Here is a 13,036-nt window from a genome sequence, read left to right on the forward strand (position 1 = left end):
GGGGCGTGATGTTGGGGAAGCGCTCGGTCAAAAAGTCCAGCAGGGTCGGCCACGGCCCGGCGGGCAAGCCGACGCAACTCGGGCCAATGCCCTGGCGTGTGGCTGGTTTAAATGCGCTCAAACACCAGGTCCCACACGCCATGGCCCAGTTTGAGGCCGCGGTTCTCGAACTTGGTCAGCGGCCGGTAATGCGGTTTGGGGGCATAGCCCAGCAATTCCGGATGCTTTTCAGGGGCGGCATTTTTCAGCAGCGGTTCGGCGCCCAGGACTTCCAGAATCTGTTCGGCGTAAGGCTGCCAGTCGGTGGCGCAGTGCAGGTAGCCGCCCATCTTGAGGCGCGCCGCCAGTTTGGCAATCAGGGGCGCCTGGATCAGACGGCGCTTGTTGTGCTTTTTTTTGTGCCAGGGGTCAGGGAAAAAGATGTGCGCGCCTTCCAGGCTTTGCTCTAGCAGCATGTGGTCAATCACCTCAACCGCGTCATGCGCGCAGATGCGAATGTTGCGCAAATTCTGCTCGCCAACGCGCTTGAGCAGCGCGCCCACCCCGGGTTCATGCACCTCACAGCACAAGAAGTTGGTGTCGGGCAACAGGGCTGCGATGTGCGCCGTGGCCTCGCCCATGCCAAAACCGATCTCCAGCACCGTGGGCCGGATGGTGCTGGTGTCGGCAACGCCACCAGCATCGGCGAAAGCCGCTGAGAAATCGAGTGCGGTGGGTTGGTAGGGCAGCAAAAACTGTGGCCCCAGTTCGTCAAACGCCTTGCTTTGGCCGCTGGTGGTGCGGCCGGCGCGGCGCACAAAACTCTTGATGGTTTTGGGGTAGGCCACGTCCGCCAATGACTGCGGGCGCACGCGCGGCGTGCGGGCCTGCTCTGCCGGTTTGGGGGGAATGTTTTGGGTGTCTTTCACGGGGGCAGATTGTAGAGACAACGCCACTGCGCCACCCAGTTGGCAAAGGCATCGGCGGGCGCAGGCGGCGCGCTCAGGCCCAGCACCGCCGCCGCGCGGTTGAGTTCGACCAGCGGGTCAAGGCTGTCCAGCGCCTGCGCACCATTTTGTTTGCTGAGTTTTTCGCCGTTGGCCCCCAGCACCAGCGGGGTGTGCAGGTAGCGCGGCGTGGGCAGGTTCAGGGCGCGTTGCAGCAGGATCTGGCGTGCCGTGTTGTCGGCCAGGTCTTCGCCGCGCACCACGTCGCTGATGCCTTGCGCGGCATCATCCACCACCACCGCCAACTGGTAGGCAAAACAACCGTCGGCGCGTTTCAAAACAAAGTCACCCACCTCGGCCGCCACATCCTGCGTTTGTTCGCCCAGGCGGCGGTCTTGCCAGAGCAGCGGGTGGGTTGCCTCAGTGGTCAGGCGCCAGGCGCGCGCTGGCCTGCCATGCAGCCCATGGCGGCAGGTACCGGGGTAGATGAGCTCGCCGTGGCGCGGTTTGACATGGCCGCTGCGTTGTTGCGCCAGTTCGATGTCACGCCGACTGCAACTGCAGGGATAGGCGTGGCCGCTGGCGATCAAGTGTTGCAGCGCCTGCTGGTAAAGATGGATGCGCCCGGATTGGTAGAGGACGGGCTGGTCGCTGATCAGCCCAAAAGCCGCCAATTGCTGCAGGATGGTCTGGTCCATGCCGGGCAGACAGCGCGTGCTGTCCACATCCTCGATCCGCACCAGCCACTGCCCGCCCTGCGCGCGGGCATCAAGCCAGCTGGCCAGTGCCGCCACCAGCGAGCCCGCGTGCAGCGGCCCGGTGGGTGAGGGCGCAAAGCGGCCAATGTAGTTACGCAACGGCCAGCGCCAGCTCCAGACCCGACACAAACGCGTCTTCCACCCGGTGCCCAAGGCACCAGTCGCCGCACACGCCCAGCCCTTTTTTCGCATCCCACAGATGGCTTTTGCCCAGTGGCTGCACCGTCTTGGCGTACAGCCAGCGCTGGCTGTCGACATGAGCCGGTTCGGCGCGGATGCCGGTCACCTCGGAAAAGGCCCTGAGCAGCTTTGCCTCGACGCGGGCCGAGTCGTCGTGGATGTGCTCTTGCGACCAGGCCGCGCTGGCCTGCACGGTCCAGCGCTCGATCGATTCGCGCCCGGGTTTGCTTGACTCCCGTGCCAGCCACCCAATGCGGTGGTGCGTGCTGCGAGCCGCGCTCCACTGCGGTCCCAGGGTCGTCAGACCGGGTTGAACGGCTTGCGGGAAAGCCAGCATCAGCGTCCAGCAGGGGGCTACCTTGACCTGTTCAATGGACTTGATCCAGGGCTTGGCCTGCTCTGAGTCCTGCAGCAGCTTGTGCGCCTGGGCGCTGGGAATAGCCAATAAAACACCATCGAAACCCGAAAACACATGTTGCGATCCATCAAGCCCTTCGGTGCGCAGTTGCCATTGCCCGGATTTGACGGCATCGGGCTCGATGCGCGCCACGCGGGTTTGCGTTTCAATGCGCCCGGCGGCCTGCAGCGGCTCGGCCCAGCCACTCACCAGCGACTTCATGCCCGGCACACCCACCCAGTGCGCATCGTGGCCGGGCAAGCCCGGCGCGGCGACATGGCCCAATTCGTCGAGCACCTGCACGCTGTTGGCGCTCCAGCGTTTGCAGAGTTTTGGCGTGGTTTCGAGGGCTTGCAAAAAACGCGGGTCACGGGCGGTGAAGTACTGTGCGCCATGGTCAAACGAACCAAAGGCGCTGCTGCGCGTGGCCATGCGTCCGCTGGTGCCGCGGCTTTTCTCAAAAATGGTGACCTGGTGGCCGGCCTGCACCAGCGTGCGGGCACAGGTGATGCCAGCCATGCCGGCGCCGATCACCGCAAAATGTCGGGGTGCGCGTTGCGCAGAACTCATATTTTTCTCCAGTTGATGACAATTTAAATCCATGTGAATGTGACCGACTTTACACGCCCCGGTGCCGCTCCAGCAAAGCGGTGCGGGTGGTGGGGCTCTCCAGCTGGGCCAGCCACCACTGCAAAGCGCGCCCCGGCGCGCTGCCGGTGGCGCGCCAGGCGTAGTTGACGCGCACCACCCGGGGTGGGCGCTCGGTTTTTTTGACCACCAGCCGACCGGTGTCAATAAATGGCCCGGCCATGCAAACGGGCAACGAACCGCAGCCCTGGCCGCGCAACTGTGCGTCAAGCTTGTCCTGCATGGTGGCCACGGTCAACACATCCTGCCCGCCCAATAAACCAATCGTCACGCCACGGCCGCGGCTGATGGTGTCTGCCACCGCCACCGCGCGGTGCGCTCGCATGGCCTCGTCGGTGAGCGGCTCTGGTGCATTGGCGAGCGGATGATTCGGCGCAACAGCATAGACAAAGCGCACGTCCCCCAGCGGCTTGGCATGAATGGCGGTGTTTTGCACCAGGTCGGCCACGCCCAGCGCCAGATCGGCCTCGCCGCTGGTCAGGGCCTCCAGCGTGCCCGACAGGGTCTCGTCGCGCAGGCGGATACGGGTCGGCGGGTTCATGGCAAAAAAGCTGTCGACCAACTCCATGACCGTGGCCTTGGCAATGATGCTGTCCACCGCCAGCGTCAATTGCGGCTCCCAGCCGGTGGCCACCCGTTTGACACGATTGGCCACCGCCGCCAGATCTTCCAGCAGGCGCTCGCTCTCGCGCAGCAATTCCTGGCCGGCCACGGTGGGCAGGGCACGGCGGGAACTGCGGTCAAACAGCAACACGTCAAGCGCGTCCTCCAACTGGCGCACACGGTAGGTGAGGGCGCTGGGCACCATGCCGAGCGAACGCGCCGCTGCGGCAAAACTGCCGGTGCTGCCAATGGTTTGCAGCATGGCGAGTGCATCGGGTGTTAAAACATTGCGGGCTGTTTGCATGGTGTGCCATCTTTAATTCAAACAGATTGAATGATGCCATCAAATGGGCTGCGCGTGCCAGCCTGTTTTGCCGCGTACAGTAGAGTCTCATCACGGAGATAAACCATGCTAACCCTCAGACCTTCCCAAGAGCGCGGCTACGCAGACCATGGCTGGCTCAAATCTTTCCACAGTTTTTCGTTTGCCGGCTACCATGATCCTGCCCACATGGGCTGGGGCAACCTGCGCGTCATCAATGAAGACTGGATCGCCGCTGGCAAGGGCTTTGGCACCCACGGCCACCGTGACATGGAAATCATCACCTACGTGCTGCAGGGCGCGCTGGCGCACAAGGACAGCATGGGCAACGTCAAGGCCATACCACCCGGCGACGTGCAGCGCATGAGCGCCGGCACTGGCGTGCAGCACAGCGAGTTCAACCACGCCCCCAATGACACCACCCATTTGCTGCAGATCTGGATCACACCCAACGTGCTGGGTGTCGAGCCCGGCTACGAGCAAACCACGTTTACCGACGCCGCCAAGCAGGGCCGCCTGTGCCTGGTGGCCTCCAGTGACGGCGCGCTGGGTTCGGTCACCATCCATGCAGATGCCCGTCTGTATGCAGGACTGTTCAACGCCGGGCAAACTGCGCAACTGGACCTGGCTGCCGGCCGAAAGGCTTATGTGCACCTGGTGCGCGGCGCCCTGACAGTGAATGGCATGGCCCTGCAGACCGGCGACGCCGCCCTGCTGGCCGATGAGCCCCGGGTGGTATTGGCTGATGCGCAGGACGCCGAGGTGCTGGTCTTTGATTTGTGCGCTTGAGCTTTTTTATGTCTTCAATTCATCAAGGAACTTTCACCATGGCAAAAGTTGCAGTTATTTTTCATTCGGGCTATGGCCACACCCTGCGCATGGCGCAGTTGGTGGCCGATGGTGCCAACGCCGATCTGATCGCCATTGACGCTGATGGCAACCTGACCGAAGACGACTGGGCCACTTTGAATGAGTCTGACGCCATCATCATGGGCAGCCCCACTTACATGGGCGGCGTCAGTTGGCAGTTCAAGAAATTTGCCGATGCGTCCAGCAAGGCCTGGTTCAGCCAGTCCTGGAAAGACAAGATTTTTGGCGGCTTTACCGCCAGCGCCAACGTCAACGGCGACAAACATTCCACGCTGCACTACTTCATGACGCTGGCTATGCAGCATGGCGGCATCTGGGTTGGCACGGGCCTGCACTACAACAACACCAAGGCATCAAAGCGCGACGACATCAACTACCTGGGCTCCAGCGCCGGTCCCATGGCGCAAACCCCAGGTGACGCGGGTGGTGCAGAAATGAACGCGGGCGATCTGGAAACCGCGCGCCTGTTCGGGCAGCGCGTGGCCGAGATCGCCAGCAAATTCAAAGGCTAAAAGCTTCGTCGCGAGGGCGCAACTCCCACAAAATTTGGCATCCACATCACCCATGTGGCTGCGTCGTCCTTTTGGGAGCGGCGCCTTTGTGGGAGCGGCGCCCTCGCCGCGAATGAATTCAGACCCGCGATAATCGCGGTCTATGTCCAATCCCAAAGTGCTGTTCGGCTTTCATGCCGTGGGTGTGCGCCTCAAGACCGCACCCAAATCCATTGTCGAAATTTACATTGACCCGAGCCGCCGTGACGCGCGAATGCGCCAGTTTGTGGACAAGGTCAAGGAGGCGGGTGTGCGCCTGCTCGAGGCCGACGGCATGCGCCTGGCCAAACTGTGCGGCAGCCACGGGCACCAGGGCGTGGCGGCGCGGGTGAACGAGCTGACCCAAGTCACCTCGCTCGACGAGTTGTTGGAACAATTGGAGGCCTCGCAGCTTGAGCGTCCGGTCAATGAGCGCGAACAACCCCTGATTCTGGTGCTCGACGGCGTGACCGACCCGCACAACCTGGGCGCCTGCCTGCGGGTGGCCGATGGCGCCGGCGTGCACGCCGTGATCGCCCCCAAGGACCACGCGGCCGGCATCAACGCCACGGTGGCCAAGGTGGCCAGCGGTGCGGCCGAAACCGTGCCGTACTTCATGGTGACCAACCTGGCACGAACCCTGAACGAATTGAAAGAGCGCAACATCCGGATCATTGGCACTAGCGATGTGGCCACCAAAACGCTGTACCAGGCCGACCTGCGCGGCCCGGTGGCGCTGGTGCTGGGCGCCGAGGGCGATGGCATGCGCCAGCTCACCGCCAAAACCTGCGACGAGTTGGTCAGCATCCCGATGCGCGGCGCGGTGGAAAGCCTCAATGTGTCGGTGGCCAGCGGCGTGTGCCTGTATGAAGCCATGCGTCAGCGCGCATCGACGGTTCCCCTGTGACACTGCCGTATTCTTCTTAACGGAAAGAAATCCATGAATGTTATTCAAATCAGAGCGACCAGAGTCGTGGCGGCGGGCTTGAGTGCCCTGTTTTTTCTCGCCAGTTGCACTCAGGAACAGCAGAATGTCATCAGCCGCGACATCCAGAACTGGACTGGCACCAACGGCGTGCTGGAGTTTTACGCTGGCGACAAGCTGGTGCGCCGTTTTCTGAAAATTGACAAGCTCTCAACCGCCATGGGCACACAGGACAAGGTGCCACGTCCCTACCGGTTTGGCTACGGTGTGATGGACGAAAACCTCAACTTTGCTGCCGATCCGGGTGAAAAAAAAGTCTATTTCGAGATCAGCGACTACGCTTCCAATTACCTGTTTTTTGAAAACCCGCGTTAGTCCTGGCTCACACCCAGCCCAGCCAGCCCAACACTGCGCCGGCCCCCAGCAACCACAACAAATGCAGGCGGGTGCGCCACACCAGCAGTGTGACGGTTGCTGTCAGCAACCACAGCGGCCAGTGCGCCAGATCCGCGCCCTGATTGGCCGTCAGAATCCAGCCTGTGGCCACCAGCAGGCCAACCACCACCGGCGCCATGCCCTGCTTGAAGGCGCGCACGGCGAGCAACTCACGATTTGCATGCGCCCAGCGCGAGGCGGCAAAGGTCAGGGTGGTGCTGGGCAGCAAAATGCCCAGCATGGAAAGAGACATGCCGAGCATGGCGAAGCCCCAGGCCACACCACTGTTGACGAGGCCACCGCCCGCATTCAGCCCCACCTGCCAGCCCAGCAGCGCAACAAACAGCACGTTGGGGCCGGGAGCCGCCTGCGCCAGGGCAATGGCACCATTGAACTGGCTGTCGCTCAGCCACTGATGCTGGTCCACCAGCAGTCGGTGCATGTCAGGCACGGTGGTGATCGCCCCGCCAATGGCCAGCAGCGACAGGGACAAGAAATGCGCCAGCAGGGCCAGCCAGTCGGCCGGGCTCAAGCTGGTACTCACGGTCTGGTCCTTGGCGTTTGCAGCGCCATCAGACGGCGGTACGCCCACAGGCCCGAGCCCCCGCCAAGCACAGCCAGCACCCAGATCAAGGGTACCCGCAACCAGGCAATGGCGACAAAAGTCAGCCCAGCCAAGACCCAGCACCAAGAGTTACCCAGCACATTTGTTTTCAGGGCGGGCAGCATTTTCAACCCGGTTGAGACGATCATGCCGGCCGCCACCGCGCTCATGCCACGCAAGGCTCCCTGCATTTGCGGCACATCGGAAACACCGGCATACAAGCCCGCCAGCACCAACACGATCAGTAGCGGAAACGTCAACATGCCTGCCAATGCCACCAGCCCGCCACGCCAGCCAAAGTAGCGGTCGCCGATCATCAGCGACAGATTGACCACGTTGGGGCCAGGCAGCACCTGGGCCACCGCCCAGTCTTCAATGAACTGCGCGTGCGTGAGCCAGCGTTTCTTTTCCACCAGTTCGCGCTGCACCACCGCCAGCACGCCGCCAAAGCCCTGCAAGGCAAGCCAAGTGAAGGCCCAGAACAGGACCCTCAAAGAATCTGGCCGCTCCACGCCCTGGGCGGGCTCAGGGTGAAAGCTCATGCAAAGGTGGCAGCGCTTTGCAACGGCAGACCGGCCTGGTCCTTGGCGGCCAGCAGCGGCGCTGCCGCAACCGGCCACTCAACACCCAACGCAGGATCGTTCCAGTGCAGGCAGCGCTCATGCTCTGGGTACCAGTAATCAGTGGTTTTGTACAAAAACTCGGCGCTGTCGCTGGTCACCAGAAAGCCGTGCGCAAAACCCGGCGGAATCCAGAGCTGGCGCTTGTTGTCGGCGGACAGCAGCACGCCCTCCCATTTGCCAAAATGGGGCGAGCTGCGGCGCAAATCGACCGCCACGTCAAACACCTCGCCCTGGGTCACGCGCACCAGCTTGCCCTGCGGATGCTCGATCTGGTAATGCAGTCCGCGCAGCACACCTTTGGCCGATTTGCTGTGGTTGTCCTGCACAAAAGGCACGTCCAGCCCGGTGCATTGGGCAAAGTCGCGCGCGTTGAAGCTTTCAAAAAAGAACCCGCGCGCGTCGCCAAAAACCTTGGGTTCCAGGATCAGCACGCCGGGCAGGGCGGTGGGGGTGACAGTGTAAGGCATGGTGTTATTTCAGCAGATTCAGCAAATACTGGCCGTAGCCATTTTTGGACAGGGGCGTGGCGAGCTTCAGGATTTGGTTGGCATCGATCCAGCCCAAATTAAAAGCAATTTCTTCGGGGCAGGCCACCTGCAGGCCCTGGCGCTTTTGCAGGGTGGCAATAAAACTGGCGGCTTCGAGCAGGCTGTCGTGGGTGCCGGTGTCGAGCCAGGCGTAGCCGCGGCCCATCATTTCGACGTTGAGCTGGCCCCGCTCCAGGTAGTGCCGGTTGACATCAGTGATTTCCAGCTCGCCACGCGCCGAGGGCTTGATGTGGGCGGCAATGTCACAGACCTGGTTGTCGTAAAAGTAGAGGCCGGTCACCGCGTAATTGCTCTTGGGCTGTTTGGGTTTTTCTTCGATGCTGATGGCGCGCTTGTGCTCGTCAAACGCCACCACGCCGTAGCGCTCGGGGTCGGTCACATGGTAGGCAAACACGCTGGCGCCAAGCTGGCGCGCGTCGGCGTGGGCCAGTTGCTTGACCAGGTCATGGCCATAAAAAATGTTGTCACCCAGCACCAGCGCGCTGGGCTGCCCTGCCACAAAGTCGCGGCCGATGATGAAGGCCTGCGCCAGGCCGTCAGGCGAGGGCTGCACCGCGTAGCTGATTGTCATGCCCCACTGGCTTCCGTCACCCAGCAGTTCGGCAAAGCGCGGTGTGTCGTGCGGCGTCGAAATCACCAGCACTTCACGGATGCCGGCCAGCATCAGCGTGCTCAGGGGGTAATAGATCATGGGCTTGTCATAAACCGGCATGAGTTGCTTGGAGACGGCCTGCGTGACCGGGTAAAGCCGGGTGCCAGAGCCACCGGCCAGGATGATGCCTTTGCGTTGTGTCATGGTGATGATTGTTTGGGTTTAAAGTGTTTCGACGAGCATGCGGTTCACGCCCAGTTGCCAGTCGGGCAAGGTCAGACCAAAAGTGGTTTGTAACTTGCCGGTGTCGAGGCGCGAGTTGTGCGGACGCGTGGCGGGCGTGGGAAAGGCGCTGGTGGGCACCGGCTTGACCTCGGTGGCCTTGATTTTGAGCGCGGGCTGAATTTTTTGCGACTGCGCGATCACATGGTTGGCGTATTCGAACCAGGTGGTGCAGCCGCTGGCCACCAGGTGGTAAGTGCCGGCCAGTGCCTGCGCATCAGCACCCGGCTGCAGCACCTGGCGCACGGCGTGGGCGGTCACGTCGGCAATCAGATCGGCGCCGGTGGGCGCGCCAAACTGGTCGTTGATCACCGTGAGCTGCTCGCGCTCCTGCGCCAGGCGCAGCATGGTCTTGGCAAAGTTGCCGCCTCTGGCCGCATACACCCAGCTGGTCCTGAAAATCAGGTGCCGTGGGCAGATCCAGTCAATCATGTGTTCGCCCAGCAACTTGGTCTGGCCGTAGACGTTCAGTGGAAACGTGGGGTCGTCCTCGTGCCAGGGCTGGTCGCCGCCGCCGCCAAACACATAGTCGGTGCTGTAGTGCACCAGCCAGGCGCCGAGTTGGGCCGCCTCGCGGGCCAGCATCTCGGGCGCCAGGGTGTTGATGGCGCGCGCCAGCTCGGTTTCGCTTTCGGCCTTGTCCACGGCGGTGTAGGCCGCGGCGTTGATGATCACTTGGGGTTGAAGGGTGCGGACCGTCTCTGCCAGTCCCGCCAGATTGCCCAGGTCGCCGCAAAAGTCAGTGCTGTGGCGGTCCAGCGCAATAAGCTCACCGAGCGGAGCCAGGCTGCGCTGCAGCTCCCAGCCGACCTGACCGTTTTTGCCGAGAAGAAGAATTTTCATGCGTATTGCTTTTGCACCCAGTCCCGGTAGGCGCCGCTTTGCACATGGGCAACCCACTCGGGGTGGCCCAGGTACCACTGCACGGTCTTGCGGATGCCGCTCTCAAACGTTTCGGCAGGTTTCCAGCCCAGCTCGCGTTCCAGCTTGCGGGCGTCAATGGCGTAGCGACGGTCGTGGCCGGGGCGGTCGGTCACATAGGTGATCTGCTCTTTGTATGGCTTGCCATCGGTGCGCGGGCGCAATTCGTCAAGCAGGGCGCAAACGGTATGAACGATCTCCAGATTGGCCTTTTCATTCCAGCCGCCCACGTTGTAGATTTCTCCCAGGCGACCGGCCTCCAGCACACGTCGGATGGCGCTGCAGTGGTCCTTCACATAAAGCCAGTCGCGGATCTGCTGGCCGTCGCCATACACCGGCAGCGGCTTGCCCGCCAGCGAATTGACGATCAGCAGCGGAATGAGCTTTTCCGGGAAGTGGTAGGGCCCGTAGTTGTTGGAGCAATTGGTGGTGAGCACCGGCAGGCCGTAGGTGTGGTGCCAGGCGCGCACCAGATGGTCGCTGGCCGCCTTGCTGGCGGAATACGGGCTGTTGGGCTCGATGTGGCTGGACTCGGTAAAGGCCGGATCGTCATTTTTGAGCGAGCCATACACCTCGTCGGTGGACACATGCAAAAACCTGAACGCCGATTTTTGCTCCGCGAGCAGTTCTGACCAGTAGCCGCGCACTGCTTCCAGCAGGTTGAAGGTGCCCACAATGTTGGTCTGGATGAACTCACCCGGGCCGTGAATGGAACGGTCCACATGGCTTTCGGCGGCAAAGTTGATGACGGCGCGGGGTTGATGCGTGGCCAATAGCCGTGCCACCAGCGCATGGTCGCCAATGTCGCCCTGCACCAGCGTGTGCCTGGCGTCGCCTTGCAGGCTTTGCAGGTTCTCGATGTTGCCCGCATAGGTCAGCTTGTCCAGATTGATGACCGGCTCGTCATGCACCGCAAGCCAATCAAGCACAAAATTGGCGCCAATAAAGCCGGCACCGCCTGTCACCAAAATCATGGACTATCCCCTTGAAACCATGCCAAATGCATACTCTGGATTCTAGGGCACCCACCGCTGGCAAATGCCCTGCTACAAGTACCCTTTCGGATTGCCGCTTTGCCAACGCCAGGCGTCCGCGCACATGTCTTGCAGGCCGCGTGTGGCCTGCCAGCCCAGCACCCGCTGCGCCAGGGCAGGCTCGGCATAGCAGGCCGCCACGTCGCCCGCCCGCCGGGGCTGCACCCGGTAGGGCACCGGGCGACCGCTGGCCTGCTCAAAAGCGCGCACCATGTCCAGCACGCTGTAACCCGTGCCGGTGCCCAGATTGATGGCCGTGCACAGCCCCGCGTCGGCCTGCGCCAGCATGCGCAAGGCGCACAGGTGACCATCGGCCAGGTCGACCACATGGATGTAGTCGCGCACGCCGGTGCCGTCGGGCGTGGCGTAGTCATTGCCCCACACGTTAAGGTACTCGCGCCGTCCCACCGCCACCTGCGCCACAAAAGGCAGCAAATTATTGGGCACACCCTGCGGGTCCTCGCCAATCAGCCCGCTGGCATGCGCGCCCACCGGGTTGAAATAGCGCAGGATGCCAAAGCGCCAACTGCTGTCGCCCACAAACGCGTCGCGCAACATATCTTCAATCACCAGCTTGCTGCGGCCATAAGGGTTGGTGGCGCTCAAGGGGTGGTCTTCGGTGAGCGGTAGCCGCTGCGGGTCGCCATAGACCGTGGCCGACGAGCTGAAAACCAGTGTCTTCACCCCACACGCCGCCATCGCTTCCAGCAGCCGCAGCGTGCCCACCACGTTGTTGTCGTAATACTGCAGAGGCAGTTGCACCGACTCACCCACCGCCTTGAGTCCGGCAAAGTGGATCACGGCGGCGGCACCACTGCTGCGCAGCGCGGCTTCCAGCGCGGCCCGGTCACGCACATCGCCGGTGACGCGCGTGATGCCTTTGCCGGCAATGCGCTCCACGCGGTCCAACGCCGCCGGCTTGCTGTTGCAATAATTGTCAAACACCGTCACGTTGTAGCCGGCGTCAAGCAATTGCACACAGGTGTGGCTGCCAATGTAGCCGGCACCGCCAGTGATCAGAATGTTTTGGTTCATGCGGGCCAACTTTCTACACGATCTCTGAGGTGGACAGCTCCAGCCACTGCTCTTCCAGGCGCTGCAATTCTTCGTTGACCGCCTTCAGGCGCTTGCCCTGGCTGGCAAAGTCGGCGGGCGGCGGGGATTGGCACAAATGCCCTTCCAGTTGTGTGCCCTCGGCCTGCAGCGTGGCCATGCGGGCCTCGATATCGGCCAGTTTGCGCTTGAGCGAACCGCTGGGCGCGGGCTTGTGTTTGGCCTTGGCTGCCTGCGCCGCGGCTTCGGCCTGCGCTTTGCGCTCGGCCTTGGCGGCTGCACTGCTGGCCTCCTTGATGAGTTCACGCTGGCGCCGGGCCTCGTCGAGCAGGTAGCGCTGGTAGTCGTCGAGGTCGCCGTCAAAGGGCTCCACGCCGCCGTGCGACACCATCCAGAATTCGTCGCACACCGAGCGCAGCAGGGCACGGTCGTGGCTGACCAGCATCACGGTGCCTTCAAATTCATTGAGCGCCATGGCCAGCGCCTCACGCGTGGCCAGATCCAGGTGGTTGGTGGGCTCGTCAAGCAGCAAGAGGTTGGGGCGCTGCCACACAATCATGCACAGCACCAGCCGTGCCTTTTCGCCGCCGCTCATGCTACCGACAGCCTGCTTGACCATGTCGCCGCCAAAGTTGAAGGTGCCCAGGAAACTGCGCAGATCCTGCTCTCGCGTCTGCTGGCCGATGATCTTGCCGGCCGCCGTCATGTCCTTGACCAGGCGGATCATGTGCTCCAGCGGTGTGTCGGCCGGGCGCAGCACGTCGAGTTCCTGCTGGGCAAAGTAG

General features: G+C 62.6%; 16 protein-coding genes. 4 read left to right on the forward strand and 12 right to left on the reverse strand.

Annotated features, from left to right (window positions below):
- Positions 1-107 precede the first annotated feature (107 nt).
- From trmB to GPS82_RS10300, 4 genes are read right to left on the reverse strand one after another with little or no spacing between them, the layout of a single operon-like run.
- Entirely contained in the window at positions 108-851 is a 744-nt protein-coding gene (gene trmB / locus GPS82_RS10285; protein WP_296494259.1) for a tRNA (guanosine(46)-N7)-methyltransferase TrmB, read from the reverse strand.
- Between the two features lie 53 nt (positions 852-904).
- Complete coding sequence (gluQRS, locus tag GPS82_RS10290; protein ID WP_296494222.1) at positions 905-1,783, reverse strand: tRNA glutamyl-Q(34) synthetase GluQRS; 879 nt, start codon at positions 1,781-1,783, stop codon at positions 905-907.
- A complete protein-coding gene (locus GPS82_RS10295; protein WP_296494224.1) occupies positions 1,776-2,831 on the reverse strand; it encodes an FAD-dependent oxidoreductase in 1,056 nt (351 codons plus the stop codon). Before GPS82_RS10295 ends, gluQRS begins: the two co-directional genes overlap by 8 nt.
- Positions 2,832-2,880: 49 nt before the next feature.
- Positions 2,881-3,816 carry a LysR family transcriptional regulator gene (locus GPS82_RS10300; RefSeq protein WP_296494226.1) on the reverse strand — a complete coding sequence of 312 codons (936 nt, stop codon included), beginning with the start codon at positions 3,814-3,816 and terminating at the stop codon, positions 2,881-2,883.
- 105 nt (positions 3,817-3,921) lie between these two features.
- Here GPS82_RS10300 and GPS82_RS10305 point away from each other — a divergent pair, with 105 nt between their 5' ends.
- The 4 genes from GPS82_RS10305 (at position 3,922) to GPS82_RS10320 (ending at position 6,534) form a co-directional block, all read left to right on the forward strand.
- Entirely contained in the window at positions 3,922-4,623 is a 702-nt protein-coding gene (locus tag GPS82_RS10305; protein ID WP_296494229.1) for a pirin family protein, read from the forward strand.
- Between the two features lie 38 nt (positions 4,624-4,661).
- A complete protein-coding gene (locus tag GPS82_RS10310) occupies positions 4,662-5,216 on the forward strand; it encodes a flavodoxin family protein (RefSeq protein ID WP_296494231.1) in 555 nt (184 codons plus the stop codon).
- A gap of 142 nt (positions 5,217-5,358) precedes the next feature.
- Entirely contained in the window at positions 5,359-6,141 is a 783-nt protein-coding gene (gene rlmB, locus GPS82_RS10315; protein ID WP_296494233.1) for a 23S rRNA (guanosine(2251)-2'-O)-methyltransferase RlmB, read from the forward strand.
- A 33-nt stretch (positions 6,142-6,174) separates the two neighbouring features.
- Positions 6,175-6,534, forward strand: a complete 360-nt coding sequence (locus GPS82_RS10320) for a hypothetical protein (RefSeq protein ID WP_296494235.1) — start codon at positions 6,175-6,177, stop codon at positions 6,532-6,534.
- A 7-nt stretch (positions 6,535-6,541) separates the two neighbouring features.
- Here GPS82_RS10320 and GPS82_RS10325 read toward each other — a convergent pair whose 3' ends face one another.
- From GPS82_RS10325 to GPS82_RS10360, 8 genes are all read right to left on the reverse strand, one after another.
- Positions 6,542-7,138, reverse strand: coding sequence for a chromate transporter (locus GPS82_RS10325; protein WP_296494237.1), 597 nt, complete (start codon positions 7,136-7,138; stop codon positions 6,542-6,544).
- Complete coding sequence (locus tag GPS82_RS10330) at positions 7,135-7,740, reverse strand: chromate transporter (protein ID WP_296494239.1); 606 nt, start codon at positions 7,738-7,740, stop codon at positions 7,135-7,137. Before GPS82_RS10330 ends, GPS82_RS10325 begins: the two co-directional genes overlap by 4 nt.
- Positions 7,737-8,288, reverse strand: a complete 552-nt coding sequence (rfbC, locus tag GPS82_RS10335) for a dTDP-4-dehydrorhamnose 3,5-epimerase (RefSeq protein ID WP_296494242.1) — start codon at positions 8,286-8,288, stop codon at positions 7,737-7,739. Before rfbC ends, GPS82_RS10330 begins: the two co-directional genes overlap by 4 nt.
- Before the next feature lie 4 nt (positions 8,289-8,292).
- The gene (gene rfbA, locus GPS82_RS10340) at positions 8,293-9,165 is read right to left on the reverse strand and encodes a glucose-1-phosphate thymidylyltransferase RfbA (RefSeq protein ID WP_296494247.1); all 873 of its coding nucleotides are present in this window, start codon (positions 9,163-9,165) and stop codon (positions 8,293-8,295) included.
- A gap of 18 nt (positions 9,166-9,183) precedes the next feature.
- Positions 9,184-10,086 (reverse strand): dTDP-4-dehydrorhamnose reductase, encoded by a 903-nt coding sequence (rfbD, locus tag GPS82_RS10345; RefSeq protein ID WP_296494250.1) that lies wholly within the window; start codon positions 10,084-10,086, stop codon positions 9,184-9,186.
- On the reverse strand, positions 10,083-11,138 hold the full coding sequence (rfbB, locus tag GPS82_RS10350; protein WP_296494252.1) for a dTDP-glucose 4,6-dehydratase: 1,056 nt from the start codon (positions 11,136-11,138) through the stop codon (positions 10,083-10,085). The genes rfbD and rfbB overlap by 4 nt, the downstream gene beginning before the upstream one ends.
- A gap of 72 nt (positions 11,139-11,210) precedes the next feature.
- Entirely contained in the window at positions 11,211-12,233 is a 1,023-nt protein-coding gene (gene galE / locus GPS82_RS10355) for a UDP-glucose 4-epimerase GalE (RefSeq protein WP_296494253.1), read from the reverse strand.
- 13 nt (positions 12,234-12,246) lie between these two features.
- On the reverse strand, positions 12,247-13,036 hold a 790-nt coding region (locus tag GPS82_RS10360), incomplete at its 5' end, for an ATP-binding cassette domain-containing protein (RefSeq protein ID WP_296494256.1).

Origin of the sequence: Rhodoferax sp., assembly GCF_011391645.1 — a bacterium.
In the GTDB taxonomy this organism is placed as follows: domain Bacteria; phylum Pseudomonadota; class Gammaproteobacteria; order Burkholderiales; family Burkholderiaceae_C; genus Rhodoferax.

Bases quoted from the DNA above. Each gene is read 5' to 3' on its own strand.
- rlmB (WP_296494233.1), top strand. From the start codon at position 5,359: ATGTCCAATCCCAAAGTGCTGTTCGGCTTTCATGCCGTGGGTGTGCGC.
- GPS82_RS10305 (WP_296494229.1), top strand. From the start codon at position 3,922: ATGCTAACCCTCAGACCTTCCCAAGAGCGCGGCTACGCAGACCATGGC.
- GPS82_RS10330 (WP_296494239.1), bottom strand. From the start codon at position 7,740: ATGAGCTTTCACCCTGAGCCCGCCCAGGGCGTGGAGCGGCCAGATTCT.
- GPS82_RS10320 (WP_296494235.1), top strand. From the start codon at position 6,175: ATGAATGTTATTCAAATCAGAGCGACCAGAGTCGTGGCGGCGGGCTTG.
- GPS82_RS10310 (WP_296494231.1), top strand. From the start codon at position 4,662: ATGGCAAAAGTTGCAGTTATTTTTCATTCGGGCTATGGCCACACCCTG.
- GPS82_RS10300 (WP_296494226.1), bottom strand. From the start codon at position 3,816: ATGCAAACAGCCCGCAATGTTTTAACACCCGATGCACTCGCCATGCTG.
- GPS82_RS10295 (WP_296494224.1), bottom strand. From the start codon at position 2,831: ATGAGTTCTGCGCAACGCGCACCCCGACATTTTGCGGTGATCGGCGCC.
- galE (WP_296494253.1), bottom strand. From the start codon at position 12,233: ATGAACCAAAACATTCTGATCACTGGCGGTGCCGGCTACATTGGCAGC.
- rfbD (WP_296494250.1), bottom strand. From the start codon at position 10,086: ATGAAAATTCTTCTTCTCGGCAAAAACGGTCAGGTCGGCTGGGAGCTG.
- rfbC (WP_296494242.1), bottom strand. From the start codon at position 8,288: ATGCCTTACACTGTCACCCCCACCGCCCTGCCCGGCGTGCTGATCCTG.
- rfbA (WP_296494247.1), bottom strand. From the start codon at position 9,165: ATGACACAACGCAAAGGCATCATCCTGGCCGGTGGCTCTGGCACCCGG.
- rfbB (WP_296494252.1), bottom strand. From the start codon at position 11,138: ATGATTTTGGTGACAGGCGGTGCCGGCTTTATTGGCGCCAATTTTGTG.